The 17768-nt window shown below is 31.0% G+C and carries 16 protein-coding genes; all 16 read left to right on the top strand.

Going from position 1 to position 17768, the window contains the following annotated elements; all coding sequences use genetic code 11:
* Positions 1–447 precede the first annotated feature (447 nt).
* The 16 genes from B5X81_RS28670 to B5X81_RS07750 all read left to right on the top strand — a co-directional run bounded on the left by B5X81_RS28670 (position 448) and on the right by B5X81_RS07750 (position 17695).
* A complete protein-coding gene (locus B5X81_RS28670) occupies positions 448–639 on the top strand; it encodes a sporulation peptidase YabG (protein ID WP_079490719.1) in 192 nt (63 codons plus the stop codon).
* A 133-nt stretch (positions 640–772) separates the two neighbouring features.
* A complete protein-coding gene (gene spoIID / locus B5X81_RS07820; RefSeq protein WP_079490718.1) occupies positions 773–2212 on the top strand; it encodes a stage II sporulation protein D in 1440 nt (479 codons plus the stop codon).
* Positions 2213–2856: 644 nt separating this feature from the next.
* The gene (locus B5X81_RS07815; protein ID WP_079490716.1) at positions 2857–3123 is read left to right on the top strand and encodes a Veg family protein; all 267 of its coding nucleotides are present in this window, start codon (positions 2857–2859) and stop codon (positions 3121–3123) included.
* A gap of 449 nt (positions 3124–3572) precedes the next feature.
* On the top strand, positions 3573–4811 hold the full coding sequence (arcA, locus tag B5X81_RS07810; RefSeq protein WP_079490715.1) for an arginine deiminase: 1239 nt from the start codon (positions 3573–3575) through the stop codon (positions 4809–4811).
* Between the two features lie 369 nt (positions 4812–5180).
* Complete coding sequence (locus B5X81_RS07805) at positions 5181–6755, top strand: DUF3794 and LysM peptidoglycan-binding domain-containing protein (protein WP_079490713.1); 1575 nt, start codon at positions 5181–5183, stop codon at positions 6753–6755.
* A 375-nt stretch (positions 6756–7130) separates the two neighbouring features.
* The gene (ispE, locus tag B5X81_RS07800) at positions 7131–7994 is read left to right on the top strand and encodes a 4-(cytidine 5'-diphospho)-2-C-methyl-D-erythritol kinase (protein WP_079490712.1); all 864 of its coding nucleotides are present in this window, start codon (positions 7131–7133) and stop codon (positions 7992–7994) included.
* A 2-nt stretch (positions 7995–7996) separates the two neighbouring features.
* Complete coding sequence (locus tag B5X81_RS07795; protein WP_079490710.1) at positions 7997–8683, top strand: GntR family transcriptional regulator; 687 nt, start codon at positions 7997–7999, stop codon at positions 8681–8683.
* A gap of 194 nt (positions 8684–8877) precedes the next feature.
* Positions 8878–9087, top strand: a complete 210-nt coding sequence (locus B5X81_RS07790; RefSeq protein WP_079490709.1) for a CLC_0170 family protein — start codon at positions 8878–8880, stop codon at positions 9085–9087.
* Between the two features lie 68 nt (positions 9088–9155).
* A complete protein-coding gene (locus B5X81_RS07785; protein ID WP_079490707.1) occupies positions 9156–10736 on the top strand; it encodes a spore germination protein in 1581 nt (526 codons plus the stop codon).
* On the top strand, positions 10729–11841 hold the full coding sequence (locus B5X81_RS07780) for a GerAB/ArcD/ProY family transporter (RefSeq protein ID WP_079490705.1): 1113 nt from the start codon (positions 10729–10731) through the stop codon (positions 11839–11841). The genes B5X81_RS07785 and B5X81_RS07780 overlap by 8 nt, the downstream gene beginning before the upstream one ends.
* The gene (locus B5X81_RS07775) at positions 11834–13006 is read left to right on the top strand and encodes a Ger(x)C family spore germination protein (protein WP_079490703.1); all 1173 of its coding nucleotides are present in this window, start codon (positions 11834–11836) and stop codon (positions 13004–13006) included. Before B5X81_RS07780 ends, B5X81_RS07775 begins: the two co-directional genes overlap by 8 nt.
* A 102-nt stretch (positions 13007–13108) precedes the next feature.
* The gene (gene spoIIR / locus B5X81_RS07770; protein ID WP_079490702.1) at positions 13109–13771 is read left to right on the top strand and encodes a stage II sporulation protein R; all 663 of its coding nucleotides are present in this window, start codon (positions 13109–13111) and stop codon (positions 13769–13771) included.
* A 147-nt stretch (positions 13772–13918) separates the two neighbouring features.
* Complete coding sequence (sleB, locus tag B5X81_RS07765; protein WP_330397351.1) at positions 13919–14635, top strand: spore cortex-lytic enzyme; 717 nt, start codon at positions 13919–13921, stop codon at positions 14633–14635.
* A 19-nt stretch (positions 14636–14654) separates the two neighbouring features.
* A complete protein-coding gene (gene ypeB, locus B5X81_RS07760; RefSeq protein ID WP_170917323.1) occupies positions 14655–16022 on the top strand; it encodes a germination protein YpeB in 1368 nt (455 codons plus the stop codon).
* A 118-nt stretch (positions 16023–16140) separates the two neighbouring features.
* Positions 16141–17262: a D-alanine--D-alanine ligase gene (locus B5X81_RS07755; RefSeq protein WP_079490699.1), complete on the top strand. Its 1122-nt coding sequence runs from the start codon at positions 16141–16143 to the stop codon at positions 17260–17262.
* A gap of 16 nt (positions 17263–17278) precedes the next feature.
* Complete coding sequence (locus B5X81_RS07750; RefSeq protein WP_079490697.1) at positions 17279–17695, top strand: DUF1934 domain-containing protein; 417 nt, start codon at positions 17279–17281, stop codon at positions 17693–17695.
* Positions 17696–17768 lie beyond the last annotated feature (73 nt).

Here is a 17768-nt window from a genome sequence, read left to right as displayed (position 1 = left end):
CTAGAATGTCCAAAGCCATACCATAAAAATATATTTCATTTTAAACAACTAAATTACCCCCTTGTGCTAATAAATTAAATATTGAAATTTTGGATATAAAAGCTAGCACAGTGAGTTAAATTAGGCATAATATTGGTATATGCAATTGTCCCAAATTTAATTATGCAATTATAGATAAACAACATTAACATTTAAAATAAATTTTAAAGAAAATAGTGAAGGCTTCTACATTTTTTCTTTGAAATTTATTAAACCTTAAAGTTGTTTATCTTTATCTCATTTTAAAAAAATTATATACTCTATAGATTTATTGTCAAGATATAAATTTTAGCAATAAAAGAAATTTCTATAACCCTTTAAACATATTTTCCTTACTTATTTTTCTCATTATTTAAGAAAATATGTTTGAATTCAAAACTTATTTTACTTCAATTTGCCTAAGTTTACATTCTACAATCCATACTAATCCATTGCTTAGACCCTGTTTTTATTAGTGAAAAAATCGCATATACCAGTGTAGATAGATTTATATCCATAGAAGAAGTGTTAGAAAATACTATAACAGGAGTTAAGGGAATAGGAGGCCTTCAAACCAGAGGGAAATATAGAAAAGGATTGCCGAAATCACCCTATCAATAAACATAGTGTATAAAGCCCAGATTTATTTGTAGAGGAGAATTATATTTTATTATAAATTATTTCTAAAAAACTCTATGAATAATCTGGGCTATAATCTAGAAATGGAGGGGAAAAATTGAAGGAGGTTTAAAAATTGAAAAACAGTGAAAACCTTGTATTAATAAAAGTATATGATAAGAAGGCAAATGCTTTAATAAATAGATCAATAGATGAGTTTATACCGGAATTGGTTGCGGCTCAGATTAATATAGATTTTGAATTAGAAGCTATTAAGGCTCAAACTATAATAGCTAGAACAGCTCTTATTAGAAAGGCTAGGATCTTTGGAGGGGAGGGTTGTACTAAACATATAGATGCTGATTTTTGTACAGAAGGACATTGCGGTCCATGGATATCAAAGGAAAAATTAAAGAGTAAATGGGGAAAGAATTTTCAAAAAAACTGGGAAAAGCTAGTAAGGGCCAATGAGGAAACAAGATACTTGATAATGACTATTAAAAATAAAGTTATAAATCCAAGATATCATCCTACATGTGGGGGTTCAACAGAAAACTCTGAAAATGTAGAGGATTATAATGTCTTATATTTAAGGAAGGTTCTTTGCAATTATTGCACTAGCTCACCCTACTGGGAAAATTTTAAGGATGTAAGCATAGATGAAATAGAAGAAAAATTCAATATAAAATTAGGTAAAACGTCTCCCATAAATGAAGCGAATATTGATAATATTATTGAAGTGATTGAAAGAGATGAAGAGGGTAGAGTAAAGAAGATTAAACTAGGAGATAAAGTATTCAAGGGGACAGAGTTTTGTAAATGTTTAGGTCTAGATTCTACAAGATTCGGCTGGCGGCCTACAGCTTTAAGATTTGAAACCCGAGGAAAAGGACATGGTCTGGGATTATGCCAGTATGGAGCAAATGAAATTGCTAAGCAAGGTCAGAAGGCTGAAGAAATTTTAAGATACTATTATACTGGTATAGATATTAAAAAATATGAAAAGCCTGATAAAAATAAACCAATAAACAATAAAGTCATAGTAATAGATCCAGGTCATGGAGGAAAAGAAAATACAGGGGTAATTGGAGAGCTGGGGCTAATAGAAAAGGATATAACTCTTTCTATATCCCAGGAACTAAAGAAGGAACTGGAAGACCTGGGTGCCCAGGTTATTCTTACAAGATATACAGACGAATATATTTCACTAAATAAAAGGGCAAAGATAGCCAATGAGATTAGGCCTAATTTTTTTATTAGTATTCATATGAACTCCTTTACAAATTCTAATATTGCTGGTACAGAAATATATCACTATAGGGGAGATAAAGAAGGAGAAAATATAGCTAATTTTATAATAAAAAACATGGCTGAAAAAATAGGATCTGTTAATAGAGGAGTCAAAGTGGCAGATTTTTATTTATTAAAAACAGTAACAAAAAGTGCAATTCATATAGAAGTGGAATATCTGACTAATTTGGAAGAAGAAAAAAAACTTATGGAATGCGATTATTCAAAAAAAATTGCCCAATCTATAGCAAATGGAATAACTGAATATTATCAATACCAAATTTGATTGTATTTTTAATTTAACTTGTTGTGCTAGTAAATTCAATATTATGCTTTAAATTAAATTTAAGTAGATTTTAATATTTCATTTGAGTGATTTTTATAAACCTGTTTTTTCCTTCCGGTATATATAAAAAACTGGTTTATTACATGAACGAAAAGAAAATATTAAAATCCTCAATATAAGAACTAGCATAACGAGTTAATTTATGTATAGATATATAAGCTTGTAAATTCTAACTTATGGTCGTAGACGCTGAGAATCCTTTTTATCTCTGTCTGTAAACCAGTTTTTATTTAAATTAAAGAAAAAGGATAAACAGGTTTATAAAAAAATCCCTAATAAAACTTTTAAAGGTAGACTTTTTTGAAATACATCACGGAAATTATACTTATATAATATAAAATAAAGTAAAATTTTCAAAAAAATTCTTAAAAATCTTAAAGCTAGTAATATAAAAGGATTGATAGAGAAAGAAAAAACATGGAAATCTTTTACAGTGAAAGATGCTCATGTTTTTTCTGGTAATTGCTAATAATATATTGACAAACAGAAATAAAAATTGTATAATATTGTACCAAAAATTTGACATAAGGATAATAGTGTGATAATATTATACTGTATACAATAATGGGGAAGGAGATGTTTTTTTGGCCACAAAGGAGACTCTAACGAAACTGAAGAGAAATGTTGAAAATTATTTAGGTCAAAAAGTCATACTTAAAACGAATAAAGGTCGGAAAAGAGTTTTTGTAAAAGAAGGAGTTCTAGAAGAGGTATATCCAAGTATTTTTGTAGTTAGAATAGATAGAGGGCTTATTTCTGAGAGAAAGGTATCTTACAGTTATTCCGATATATTAACAGAGACTGTTGAAATAACACTTTGTTGTAACGATTTAAAAATACAAGCTTCTTAATAGAATGCCTGTTTTATACTACAGGCGTTTAATTTTTTGTCTAAAAGCTTTATATAAAAAAGATTTTAAAATACTATATAAACCCTATATTGGAATAAGAATTGAAATTTGATAAATGCGTTATAATACGCATTTATTTTTTTTGAAAAAATTTATTATGCGGCATAATAAATTTTTATGCAAAAGATGTCGAATAATCAAAAAATTATAAAAATTGATTAAGTGCAGAAAATAAAGAAAAGGGAAAATCATATTCCACAAATTAGAAAAATATACATTGGATGAATATTCATTGTTCTACTAAAAAATTCAAAAAAGCTAAAAGCTTTGAAAAATAGCATGCTTGCAAAGAATATGCAATCAATGTATACTTTAAAGTAAAGAAAAATCAATGCATAAAAAGTAAAAAAATACCATTAACTAACAATGGATTTTATGGGAGGTAAATAATGAGTGGAGATAGAAGGTTACTGAATGTAAGATCTGAAATTGGTAAACTAAAAAAAGTATTGCTGCATAGACCGGGAAAAGAAATAGAGAATTTAACTCCTAGTTTAATGGATAGACTTTTATTTGATGATATACCATATCTAGAAGTAGCTAGAGAAGAGCATGATGCCTTTGCGGATATATTTAGAAAAAATGGAACCGAGGTAGTTTATCTGGAAGATCTAGCTGCTGAGGCTCTTATTGACGATGAGATAAGAAATAAATTCATTGATGAATTTATTGAGGAAACTAAGGTTATGAGCGACAAGAAAAAAGAACTTATAAAGGAATATCTTTTAAGCTTTTCCTCCAAGAAGGAAATGATTGAGAAAATGATGGCAGGAATTCGAAAAGAAGAGGTAGGCTCTAATATAAAATCATCACTAACAGATATTGTAGAGTCCAATTATCCTTTCATAACAGATCCAATGCCAAATTTATATTTTACAAGGGATCCATTTGCCACTATAGGAAGTGGAGTTTCTTTAAATCACATGAAGACAGTTACACGCAATAGAGAGACATTATTTTCAAAATATATATTTAAATATCACAAGGATTTTAAAGATGCGATTATCCCCTTTTGGTACGATAGAAAAGAAAATGCATCCATAGAAGGTGGAGATCAACTTATACTTAGCAATAAAGTTATTGCTATTGGCATATCCGAAAGAACTGAGAGTGCTGCCATAGAAAAAATTGCTAGAAGAATACTTGGTAGTGATGAGGGTTTTGAAGTAATATTGGCCTTTGATATCCCAAAGAAAAGAGCATTTATGCATCTAGATACTGTATTTACAATGGTTGATTATGACAAATTTACAATACATCCAGAAATCGAAGAACCACTTACAGTATATTCATTAAGAAAAGGTGAAAAGCCGGAGGAATTAATAATAGAAAAGGAAACCATGGCTTTAAGGGAAGTTCTTATGAAATACTTAGAGCTTGATGATGTAAGATTAATTCGTTGCGGAAATGGAAATAGTATTGACGCAGCCAGGGAACAATGGAATGATGGGTCCAATACCCTTGCCATTGCCCCAGGAGAAGTTATAGTATATTCTAGAAATTATGTTACAAATAGACTTTTAGAAGAGCATGGTATAAAGCTTAACATTATGCCATCTTCAGAGGTATCACGGGGACGTGGTGGCCCAAGATGTATGAGTATGCCATTATATAGAGAAGATTTATAATTTAACTCGTTGTGTTAGTTTCTATATGGGGAGTTTTAATATTTCCTTTTCGTTCATGCTATAAACCTGTTTTTTATATAACTTTTAAGGGAAAAACAGATTTATAAAAATCACTCAAATGAAATATTAAAACTCCCTAAGTTATATTTCAGAACAAAAAATTTGATTTACTAGTACAACAGGTTAATTTAACCTTCTTTTTTTTTGTTTCTAAAATAAAAACTTAAGTATATTCTAAGTTTTTGTCATATTTTTTTGTCCATAAAATATTAATATAATAGGAATTCTATAATAAATATAACCAACTCTAAGCTATTTTAAATTCTACTGTTGGTTATTTATAGTAAACAGTAAGGGGGATGGGATTGAATGTCCATAGGATTAGTTAAGGAAATGCTTAAATTAGATAGAATGATTGGATCAGAAAATGTTCAGAACCTTGTAGAAAGTGATATAGTCGTTCCGGATTCTAAACCAGATATTTATAACATTTTATCAGCCCAGGGAAGAGTAAACATAACAGATAAAGAAATAATGCAGGGAAAAATTGTAGTTGATGGTACAGTAGATTATAAGGTGCTCTATGCCTCAAATGATCCAGATAAAATTCTGCATAGTATGAAGGCATCATCTAACTTTACTCAGAATATAGAAATAGATGATATAGATGGAATTATGGTGCCGGAGGTTAATTGCAGTATAGAAAATATGGATTTTAGTATCATGAATGAAAGGAAGATTTCAGTACAAACAGTATTAAACATAAACGGAAAAGTATTCAAGACAGATGAAATTGATATTGTAAAGGAAGTGGAAGGATTAGAAGATGTTCAGGCATTAAAGAATACTATAAAGTATGATAATGTAATCTCAAATAGTTCATCTCAAACAGTACTTAGAGAAAATTTTGAGCTTGGAGAAGAAGAAGCTGAAATTAATGAAATATTAGAAGCCAATGGAAGCGTTGTTGTTAATGAAAAGAGGATTACAGACAATAAAGTGATAATAGGAGGTAATGTTAATGTAAACCTTCTATATGCCACTGAAGAACCAAGAAATCCAATACATGAATTAAAGCATGAAATACCATTTACACATTTTATAGAAGTACCTAAGGCCCAGGAAAATATGGACTGTATAGTTGACGTAAAGGTAGACGAAATCTTTACCGATATAAAGAAAAATTTAAATGAAGAAAACAAGGGCTATAATGTTGAAGTAGTATTAAAAGCAGGAGCTAAGGTATCCAATAAGACTGAAAAGGAAGTGATTTTGGATGCCTATTCGCCTTCAAGAAAATTAAATATTCAAACCCAGAACTTAAAGTTTATGAAGAATATAGGGAATAATTCTTCCCATGCTGTTATAAAAGAAACTATAGATACACCATCTGAATATCCCAATATCTTTAAAGTTCTTACAGTAAAAGCAAGACCAGTAGTTACAGATTATAAATTGATAGATAATAAAAACATTATAGAAGGCTTTGTAGACACAAATGTCCTATATATGGCTGACAATGAAGAAATGCAGGTTTATTCATTTAATCAGGAGGTACCCTTTAGACATTATGTAGAAGTTGAAGGTTTAAATGAAGATATGGAAGCAGACATTAAATTGGATATAGAAAATGTAGATTATGCCACCATTAATTCTAAACAAATTGAAACTAAAGTTAGCTTAAATGCCTCCAGTGAAATAAGGAAAGAATATGAGATTGAAGCACTGATAAATATAGAGGATTTAGGAGAAATAGATGATGATGATAATAGAGCCAGCATAACCATATATTTTGTTCAAGAAGGAGATAATTTGTGGAATATTGCTAAAAGATATAATACTACTGTAAAAGAAATATTGGAAACAAATGAGATTTTAGACTCTGAAGAAATAAAGATGGGAGATAAAATAATAATCCAAAAAAATTATGAATATAAGCTGTAATCGAGGAAATTACATGACTCCAATTTGGCAAAATTGCATAATATATATGGTATAGCTTCGGAGATTTCAAAACAATATGTGGTAGTTAGTTTTTTAAAGAGGGAATTATGCAATTTGCTCAATTAATTAAAAATAATATTATTTACTTTAATTATGAAAAATCCGTAGTCGCATACGGATTTTTTGTTTATAATAGTAAGTATACAAGTAAAATTGTATTATGTATATTGTATTATTATGTAATATAATAAAATAAATTAATTTGTTGTTCCAGTTCTCATAGTGGGATTTTTAATATTTCCTTTAATAAACTTCACAAGGGCACATCTATATTGTAAAAAACTGTTTTAAGAGAAAAGAGGTGCATAACATAAGATGAATGAGCTTAATTTAAAAGCGCCAGCAAAGATAAATTTATCATTGGATGTATTAAATAAAAGAGACGATGGTTATCATAATGTTAATATGATTATGCAGCAAATAACTCTTCATGATGAAATTTATTTAAAAAAAATTGATGAAGATATTATATTAACTACTAATTGTAGTTTTTTACCTAATGATATATCAAACATTGCTTATAAAGCAGCTTATTATATGATAGAAAAATACAATATAAAATCTGGTATATATATAGATATAAAAAAATATATACCTATAGCAGCAGGGCTGGCTGGAGGGAGTAGTGACGCTGCTGCTGTAATTAAGGGTATGAATATTTTGTTTGATTTAAACCTATCCATTAAAGAAATGATGGACATAGGAATGCCGATTGGAGCAGATATTCCTTTTTGCATTTTAGGTGGTGGAGCCCTTGCAAAGGGCATAGGAGAGAAACTTACTGAGATTAAAGGATTGAGAAGTGGTTGGATAGTATTATCAAAGCCCAATATATGTGTATCTACTGGAGAAGCTTATTCAAATTTAGATTTAAATAATATAGAAATTAGACCTGATACAGAAACATTATTAAAAGCTTTAGAAAATGATAATTTATATAAGATAGCCAATAATCTATGTAATGTTTTTGAATCAGGTATATTAAAAAGACATCCAATAGTGAAGTCAATCAAAGAAAAAATGCTTGAATATGGAGCTCTGGGAAGCCTAATGAGTGGCAGTGGACCAAGTGTATATGGACTTTTTAAAGATTACAATAAAGCAAAATCCGCATATGAAAAATTAAGACTGCTATATAATCAAACTTTTTTAGTCAAGTCTTATAATGGGAGGCAATAATAATGGAATTTAAATCTGATAAACTGGAAATAAATAATTATAAACCTTTAAGGGAAATTGTATTTGAGCACTTGAGAAAGTGTATTTTAAGCGGAGAATTAGAACCAGGAGAAAGACTTATGGAGCTTCAGCTTGCAGAATCACTTGGGGTCAGCCGAACCCCTGTAAGAGAGGCCATTAGAAAGCTAGAGCTTGAAGGTCTGGTGGAAATGGTGGCCAGAAAGGGAGCTTATGTGGCAGATGTATCTATAAAAGATATTTTAGACATATTAGAGGTTAGAATGTTTTTAGAAGGATTAGCTGCATATCTTGCTGCTGAAAGAATGACAGACAAAGAGATTGATAAATTAAAGGAAATATTAAAGAAATTTGAAGATGAATTAGATATTATGGAAAAAGAAGATATCATTCAGCTGGATATTAAATTTCATGACATGATAGTTAAAGGATCTCAAAATAATAAACTCATGCATATTGTTCAAGGGTTACAGGAACAGTTTCAAAGGTTTAGAATAATATATTTTAATGAATATAATGAATATGAAGATATAAAAAAATACCACAGAGCAATATTCGATGCAATTAGAGAAAGGGACTCAAAGAAAGCACAGGAATATGCTCAAACCCATGTGGAGATGATAGAAGAATCAATAATAAAATGGAAAAAGAGAAATGAAATAACAAAATAATAGTCTAACCCAAAAAACGAAAGAGAAATCTTTCGCTTTTTTATTTTAAATACAATTTAGGGATTTTTAATATTTCCTTTTCCTTCATGTAATAAACCTGTTTTTTATATAAATTTATTTTAAACTATCATGTATATACTTTCACTATTTTACAAACTCTATATAGAGGAAATTTTGGTAAGGGAAGTGAATTAATGGAGGCAGTTTTACAAAAAGCCAAAAGCTTTGCCACAATGTATTTATTATTAATTATAATAGGAACTTCTCTTTTTTCAATTTTTGTAGACTATAGAGCATTAAAAAAGAAGAAGCTGAAAAGAGAAGCAAAGCTTTGCAGAGGTTTAGGCTATATATCTTTAATAGCAGGCGTTACATTTTATGTAGTTATAAATTATGTGCTTTAAAAAAGTTTAAAGTTCTAATTAGAACTGACTTAAAACCCTCACCCATAAGTAATACATGGAGGTGCAAAATGAATTATTATGAAAAGCTCTTTAAAACCAATGAAGATGAAATAGATAAGATAGATATTCCTAAGAATTTAGATGAAAGCGTGAAAAAGTTAAAAGGTATTCTAAATAATTGTGATGACATAATATATAGAGAATTTAATGTTGGCCAAAATCAAAAACTTCGATTTAGCACAGTTTATGCTGAAGGTCTTGCAGATAAAGTTTTAGTAAATGAATATGTTTTAAAAAACTTAATGATGCTTGCAAGGATGACCAGTCCCGATGTAAGCAGCATAAAGGAAAAGGTTTATGAACTAATAAAGAATGGAGTTTTATCTGTATCGGATTTAAAAGAAATTGATGATTTCAATAAGGTCATAGAGAATATTTTAACTGGAGAAACGGTTCTTTTAATTGACAAATGGGATAAAGCAATAGTTATTGCCTCAAAGGGCTGGCCCATGAGGGGAATATCAGAACCGGAGACTGATACTGTCATAAGAGGTTCAAGGGAAGGTTTTACTGAAACCTTAAGAGTTAATACAGCATTGGTCAGAAGAAGAATTAGGGATCCTAAGCTAAGAATAAAGCAAATGCAAATTGGAAAAAGATCAAAGACCGATGTGGCAGTGCTATTTATAGAAGGATTAGCAAATGAAGATATATTAAAGACCCTAGTCTATAGATTAAGGGCAATAGATATAGACAGTATTTTAGAGAGCGGATATATAGAACAGCTTATAGAAGACAATTGGCGTTCTCCCTTTCCACAGATACAAAATACTGAAAGACCGGAGAAAGTAGCTGGAAGTTTATATGAAGGAAAAATAGCTATTATTGTAGACAATACTCCCTTTTCCTTAGTAGTTCCAACTACCTTTAATACTTTATTACAGGCATCTGAAGATTATAATCAAAGATTTTTAATTTCATCGGCCATAAGAATACTTAGGTATTTAGCAATGGCTATATCTGTTTTATTGCCGGCTGTATATATTGCCTTGCTTTCATATCATCCTGGAATGATTCCAACAGAATTAGCCTTATATATAGCTGGGAATAGGGATGGAGTACCATTTCCATCAGTTGTAGAAGCATTTATGATGGAAGCGGCATTAGAGCTTCTTAGGGAGGCGGGAATCAGATTACCTGGACCTATAGGTGCAACCATAGGTATTGTAGGGGGCCTAGTTCTTGGTCAAGCTGCAGTTGATGCAGGTATAGTAAGTTCTCTCATGGTTATAGTAGTTGCCATAACAGCCATTGCTGCCTATTCTATTCCAAGCTACAGCTTTGGGATTTCCTTTAGATTGATAAGATTTGCATATATGGTTGCAGCAGCATTTTTAGGGCTCTATGGATTGATGCTTGCAGCTTTAATTACAATGATACACTTATCCAATTTAAAGAGCTTTGGTATTCCATACTTAGCACCTTTTAACTACAATATGTCACTAAAAGAGTTTAAAGATACCTTTATAAGGGTTCCCCTACATAAAATGAAAGAAAGACCTAAATTTATATCTAAGCAGGATCAAGATAGATTATCCAATCACTACAGTAGAGATAGCTTAAAGAAGGGTGAAGATAATAGTGGATAGAAATAATGACAAAATCATGAGTAATCAGCTTTTTTCCATATTAGTAATGGATATGATAGGGGTAGGAATTTTATCTCTTCCTAGTACATTAGCCCAAAGTGCTGGCCCCGATAGTCTAATAGTATTAGTGATGGGCAGCATATTATTTCTAATACAAGTTTTAATTATACAAAGATTAGTAACTAAATTCCCTAAAAAAACAATAATTGAAATTACTAAAACCATACTATTCAAGCCAATGGGTATTTTAATTGGTTTCTTATATTTAATATATTTTTTACTAATTACGAGCCTTGAAGTAAGAGCCTTTGGAGAAATAACCAAAAATTTCCTCTTGCCTAAAACACCCATTGAAATAATAATCATTACCTTTTTACTTACATCTATCTATCTTGTAAGAAGTGGAATAGAATCTATAGCAAGACTTGCAGTTATAGCTTTACCATTATCTGTAATCCCATCTATAATAGTTATTATGCTTGCTATTCCAGATTTGGATTTTACTGCTTTTTTACCAGTGTTGCATACTCCTTTACCCAATTTGATTAAAGCCTTACCAAAGGTTTTCTTTAGTTATATAGGGTTTGAAGTAATTTTAGTTTTGGGTATATTTATAAAGGATACAAAAAATATAAGGAAGGCTTCTATTAAAAGCATAGGGTTTATTTCTATTATATATTTTATTTTTACAGCAATGACTATTGCAAGATTTGGTATAGCAGAAAACAAAAATCTTATATGGCCTGTTGTAACACTTTTTAAAAGCGTGAATTTACCAGGAACTCTTCTTGAAAATGTAGAGGTGGTAATAATGGGTACTTGGCTTCTTTCTATATTTATGACAGTTGCCATTGCCTACTTTGGATGTGTACTATTATTGAGTAGAATATTAAAGTCCAAGGAGCATAATTATTTGTCTATAATATTGCTTCCTATGATATATGTTCTATCCTTAATACCAGAAAATGTTGCACAGGTTTATGATTATATGGATATATTTGCTAAATATTTAACCACAATATTTGCTGTTATTATACCAATTTTATTACTTCTTATTAGTTTGTTTATAAGGGGTTCTAAGAAGGGGATGAAAAAAAATGTTTAAGAAAAAAATCTATATATTACTTTTAATTCTTCCTATTCTAATATTAAGTGGATGCTGGGATAAGGTTGAGATAGATGAAAGAAATTTTATTACGGCAGTAGGTTTTGATAAATATAAAGGAACAGATAAGGAAAAGGAAAAAGACTTAGAAAAGGAATATCAGGGGCAATCAATTGATAGATATATTAGAACAATTTCCTACCCCAACACAACGGTTATAGCTAATAAAGGTCAAGGAAAGCCATCCTTTATCTATAGTACCACATGTATAAGCTTTGCCGATGGAATACAACAAGTGGCTCTAAGGGATAATAAGAACTATTATATAGGTCATGTTAAAGTTATAATATGCAGTGAAGAATTAATGAGGGACGAAAAGCTATTTAGGGAAATAGCAGATGCAATGCAGAGAAATGTTTTTTTAAGTAGAAAACTATATTTTTTTGTAACTCCTGATAAGGCTCAAGAGATTCTTATGGCCGATACAAATAAAGACATGGATGTTGGACTTTATATTGAAGAATTAATGGATAAAGAGTTCAAATCCCCTAGAAGGGCTCAAATTAACCTGGGAACCATAGCTAAGGATCTCTATGAAAGCAATGCTGCAATGGCTCCCAGAATAGTTAAATCCGATGGTCAAATAAAGGTTAGTGGCGCTGGCATTTTAAAGAATAATAAAATGGTGGGAATGCTGGGGGAATTGGAAACCAGAGATGCCCTAATCTTAAAAGGGGAAACAAAATCAGCGGATTTCACCATAAAAGTCGATGATAAATATATAATAATATTTCAATCAAGTTTAAAGAATCAAATGAAAACATACGAAGATAAGGATGGAATAATAAATGTATATTTCAAAATAACTGCAGAAGGAGAACTCATGCAGCATTACTTTAAAACACCTGATGAACCTTTTAATAACAAATATTTAGAAAAGGTAAATAAGAAAGCAAGTGAATTGATTTCCAAGGAACTGGAAAATTTATTTAAAAAGATTCAAAAAGATTTTAGAGCAGATATATTTAAAATAGGAGAAAATTTAAGGAAATTTCAACCTAATACATGGGAGAAGGTTAAAGATAATTGGGAAGAAATTTATCCTAATATAAAGGTTAAGGTTGATTTTGATATGAAGGTTAGAAGAGTAGGTGTACAGGGATAAGAAATATTTAACATATCAAAAAAATAACATATTGGTATGAAAATTCCCCTTTTTGTTAATACTTTTAATGAAAACAAAACTATAGCAAACGGGGGAATTATTATGAAGAATAAAAAGACTTATATAATATTATTAATAGTATTGGGAATTATAACATCTTCTGTGGCGGCATATGTTTCTGATGTATATAAAAATCGTGAAAGTTTTAAGGAAAATTTAATTAGGCTTCATGTGATTGCAAACAGCGATGCGCCATTTGATCAAACCCTTAAGCTTAAGGTCAGAGACAAGATTATAAATGAAATGAGTAGTAAATTTAAGACCAAAAGCATAAATGAAGCAAAGGGAATAATAACAGAAAATATTAATTTTATTGAAAAAGTTGCCCTAGAAGAGGTAAAGAGTAATGGATTCAATTATTCTGTAAAAGTTGCACTTCAGGAACATAATTTCCCAACTAAGAATTATGGAAGTATAACTCTACCCGCAGGTGAGTATGAAGCTCTAAGGGTAGTAATAGGTAATGGAGAAGGTAAAAATTGGTGGTGCGTATTATTCCCACCCCTATGTTTCATAGATGTAAAGCACGGCTTAACTGATGAAAAAACTCAGACTGAATTAAAAGAAGTACTATCGGAAGAAGAATATCAAATGATAAACTCAGCTGCAGCTCAGAAAGGGGAGCTGCCAATAAAACTGAAGTTTAAAGTAGTAGAAATTTTAGAAAAATCCAAATGGAAACTAAGCAAAATAATGGGATATTAAACCAAAGTCAAATAAAACCGCCTTTTAGGCGGTTTTTCATTTTTCCATATTTGCTTTCACTTTCTATTTTTTATAATTCATGAATAAAGCCATCTTCTAATACAAAAAATAAACATGAGAATTAAAAAATAAGGGAGGTGGCAAATTTTGAAAAAAATCACAGCTATACTCTGTATAATTTTGATATTTTCATTTGGAATTTCAATTTTTGCTATGAATATTTATTTTGATAGGGCTCTTGCTCAGGAAACACTCTATTGGGGGTCAAGGGGAAATGAAGTTATTCTTCTTCAGAGTACATTAAAAAAATGGGGATATTATGATGGGCCCATAGATGGAGTTTATGGAGGAGGAACCTTTACAGCTGTTAAAAAATTTCAAAGTAAAAATGGCCTGGGTGTAGATGGAGTTGTAGGAAGTCAAACAGCAAAGGCATTGGGACTTAGAATTGATGGCAATAAACCTAGTCCATCAAAACCCCAATATAAACCCGGAAATTCTGGCATATCAAGAGATGAGGATATAACATTACTTGCAAAGGCAATTACAGGTGAAGCAAGAGGAGAGCCTTATAAAGGACAAGTTGCAGTGGGAGCAGTAATATTAAATAGAATAAAGAGTCCAACATTTCCAAATACAATAGCAGGAGTAGTATATCAACCGGGAGCATTTACTGCTGTTACCGATGGTCAAATAAATTTAGCACCTACACAAAGCTGTTTAAAGGCAGCTAGAGATTCATTAAACGGTTGGGATCCAACATATGGCTCTCTTTATTATTGGAATCCAGCCACAGCTACAAGCAAATGGATATGGAGCCGTAAGGTTTCAGTAAAAATAGGTAAACACTGGTTTGGAAACTAAAAAGAGTGGAGGTGAAAATTTGAAAAAAAGAAATATTCCAATTATATTATTAGCTATAGCTGTAGTGATCACAGGGGCTTGGGGTTATTGGCAGTATAGGGATAAGAATAGGTATTACACATTTTTAGATAACCAGTTTCAAAGAATGTTTTATGATACAATTGGGAACGTTGAGACAATATCTACGGATATATCAAAGCTGCTGGTCTCATCCCAGGAAAAGGAAAACATAGTTCTTTACTCCAATATTCTAATGAATGCCTATAATGCCCAGGGAAACTTAGCTCAGCTTCCAATTAAGCATAGAGAAATAAGTAAAGTTGAAAAATTTTTAAACCAATTAGGAGACTATACCTTTGCTCTATCAAGAAAAAATCTTAATGGAGAAGAGTTAAATGATAAGGATATAGAAAACCTTGAGAGATTTCAAAGCTATGCTATGGATTTGGGAAAGGACCTCCATGGGCTTCATGATAAGGCATTAAAGGGAAGTGTATGGAAGGGTGAGCTTCGCCGTAAGGGAACTAAAGAATTAAATGAAGAAGCAAAGAAGAAAAGTGAGATACAGACAAGATTAGTTAAATTCCAAGAGAGGATGGTAGAATATCCTGAGCTCATATATGACGGCCCCTTTTCAGAGCATGCTATCCAGGGAATGAAGCCTAGATTAAAGGGTGAAAAAGCCGGTGAAGAAGAGGCAAGAAAGAGGGCAGTTCAATTTGTTGGTGAATATGTAGTAGAAAAAGTTAGCAGAAGTGAAGAAAGTAAAAGCAGACTAAGTGCATATACCTTTACATTAAAGCCCAAGAATAAGGAAGAAGGAAAGGAAAACCCTATTTATATTGATATTAGTGAGATAGGCGGAAGGCCCATGCTAATGCTGAACAATAGGAAAGTAGAAAAAGCCAATATATCAGCGCCTCAGGCTGTTAAAATAGCTTCAAAGTTTTTAGAAGAAAAGGGCTTTAAAAATATGAAGCCAACATTTAATTTAAAAAATGATAATGTATTAGTAATAAATTATGTATATATGCAGGATGGCGTTATGATGTATCCTGACCTAATAAAGGTCAAAGTGGCCCTAGATAACGGCACAATAGTAGGCTTCGATTCAACAAAATTTCTTATATCAAATTACAGTAGAGGCATTAAAAGTCCAAGACTAACTCCACAGGAGGCAAGGGAAAAAGTAAGCATAAGGGTAGAAACCACAGAAGAGCCAAGACTTTGTTATATTCCCACAGATTATCTAAAGGAAATTTTCTGCTATGAATTTGAAGCACAATACAAAGGTGATACCTTCTTTATATATATAAATGCAGATACAGGAGCAGAGGAAAAGATATTTAAGCTTATAAAAAGTGAAAATGGAATATTGATGATTTAAAAAACGAGGATTAGTCCTTGTTTTTTTGTTTTATAAAAAAACATTTGAATAATAAATTTAATAATTATAGAATAAGAATATATTAGTGAAACTTAAAATTGGAGGTATTATAAATAGAATGAATAAAAAAGTAAATGTTGGTATCATATTTGGTGGAAAATCAGCGGAGCATGAAGTATCACTTATGTCCGCTACTTCCATAATTAGAGCCATAGATAAAGAGAAGTATAATGTAATTCCCATAGGTATAACAAAAGAAGGGAATTGGATGATATATAATGGACCTATAGAGAAGATAGAAAATGGTGAGTGGGAAGGTATATCAAATAAACTATTGCATGATAAACCTAAAGAAAATGTTTTTTCAATTATTCCCATTGGGAAAAAAGAAAATCAAATGCAGGGTGTAGTTCCTCCTGGACTGGAAAAGAAGATTGACGTTGTATTTCCAGTACTTCATGGGCCATATGGTGAAGATGGAACTATACAAGGGCTTTTAGAAATGGCTGATATACCATATGTTGGTGCAGAAGTGCTGTCATCAGCTATGTGTATGGATAAGGTCTATGCTAAAAAAATGTTTGAACTTGAGGGGCTGAATGTTGTTGAGTATTTTGTGGCACTAAGGCATAAGTTAAAAACCCATATGGATGATTATGTTAAAATAATAGAAGAACAATTTTCATATCCTGTTTTCATTAAACCAGTAAATCTTGGTTCCAGTGTAGGTATTACAAAGGCCCGTAGCAGAGATGAACTGATACAGGGGCTGAATGAAGCTGCAAAACACGATAGAAAGATATTGATTGAAAAAAATATAAATTGCAGAGAGATAGAATGTGGAGTATTGGGAAATGATAATCCTAAGGCATCGGTTGTAGGAGAAATTGTGCCATCCAACGAATTTTATGATTACAAGGCTAAATATTTTGATGATGGCAAATCAAAACTGATAATTCCAGCCGGTATTCCAAAGGATAAATCCGATGAAATAAGAAAGATGGCCTTAACTGCCTATAAAGCTTTAGGATGCGCAGGACTGGCAAGGGTAGATTTTTTCCTAGAAAAAGAAACTAATGAGGTATATATAAATGAGATAAATACAATGCCAGGTTTTACTAAATACAGTATGTATCCATTATTATGGCAGGAAACGGGAGTTTCATATAATGAGCTTGTGGATAAATTAATACAATTGGCATTAGAGAGATATAAAGGGAAAAAAGGTGATAAAGCCTAAGATGGAGGTGAAACAAATGAAAAATGTAATGCTAAAGATAAAAGGGACCCAAAACCCTGTAGGAAATAATGAGGATGTTATAGAACTCATAACCGAGGGAAAATATTATGATAAGGACAACGCCAGATATTTAGTTTATGAGGAATCGGAGTTATCTGGAATGGAGGGTTGTACCACCACCTTAAAGATTACAGATGACAAAGTTGAGCTGAAAAGATTTGGCAGAGCAACATCAAAATTAGTATTTGAAAAGGGCAAAAGACATGTATCAAATTACAGTACACCCTACGGCAATTTTAGAATGGAAATACTTACAAAAAAACTAGATCTAGAAATGGACGAAAAGGAAAAGAGAAAGATATCCTTAGAATATCGTATAAGCCTTCAGGGGCTTTCGGAAGGCACTAATAAGCTGGATATAGAAATTATGTAAAAGAGTTCTAAGTTCAAAGTTTTTAGTTCAATTTCTTAGGTTTTTAAAGACATGAAAGAATGACCTTAAGCTT

The sequence above is a fragment of the Maledivibacter halophilus genome (assembly GCF_900167445.1).
In the GTDB taxonomy this organism is placed as follows: domain Bacteria; phylum Bacillota; class Clostridia; order Peptostreptococcales; family Caminicellaceae; genus Maledivibacter; species Maledivibacter halophilus.
Note: the sequence above shows the minus strand (reverse complement) of the source record. Positions and strands in the feature narration are given on the sequence as shown.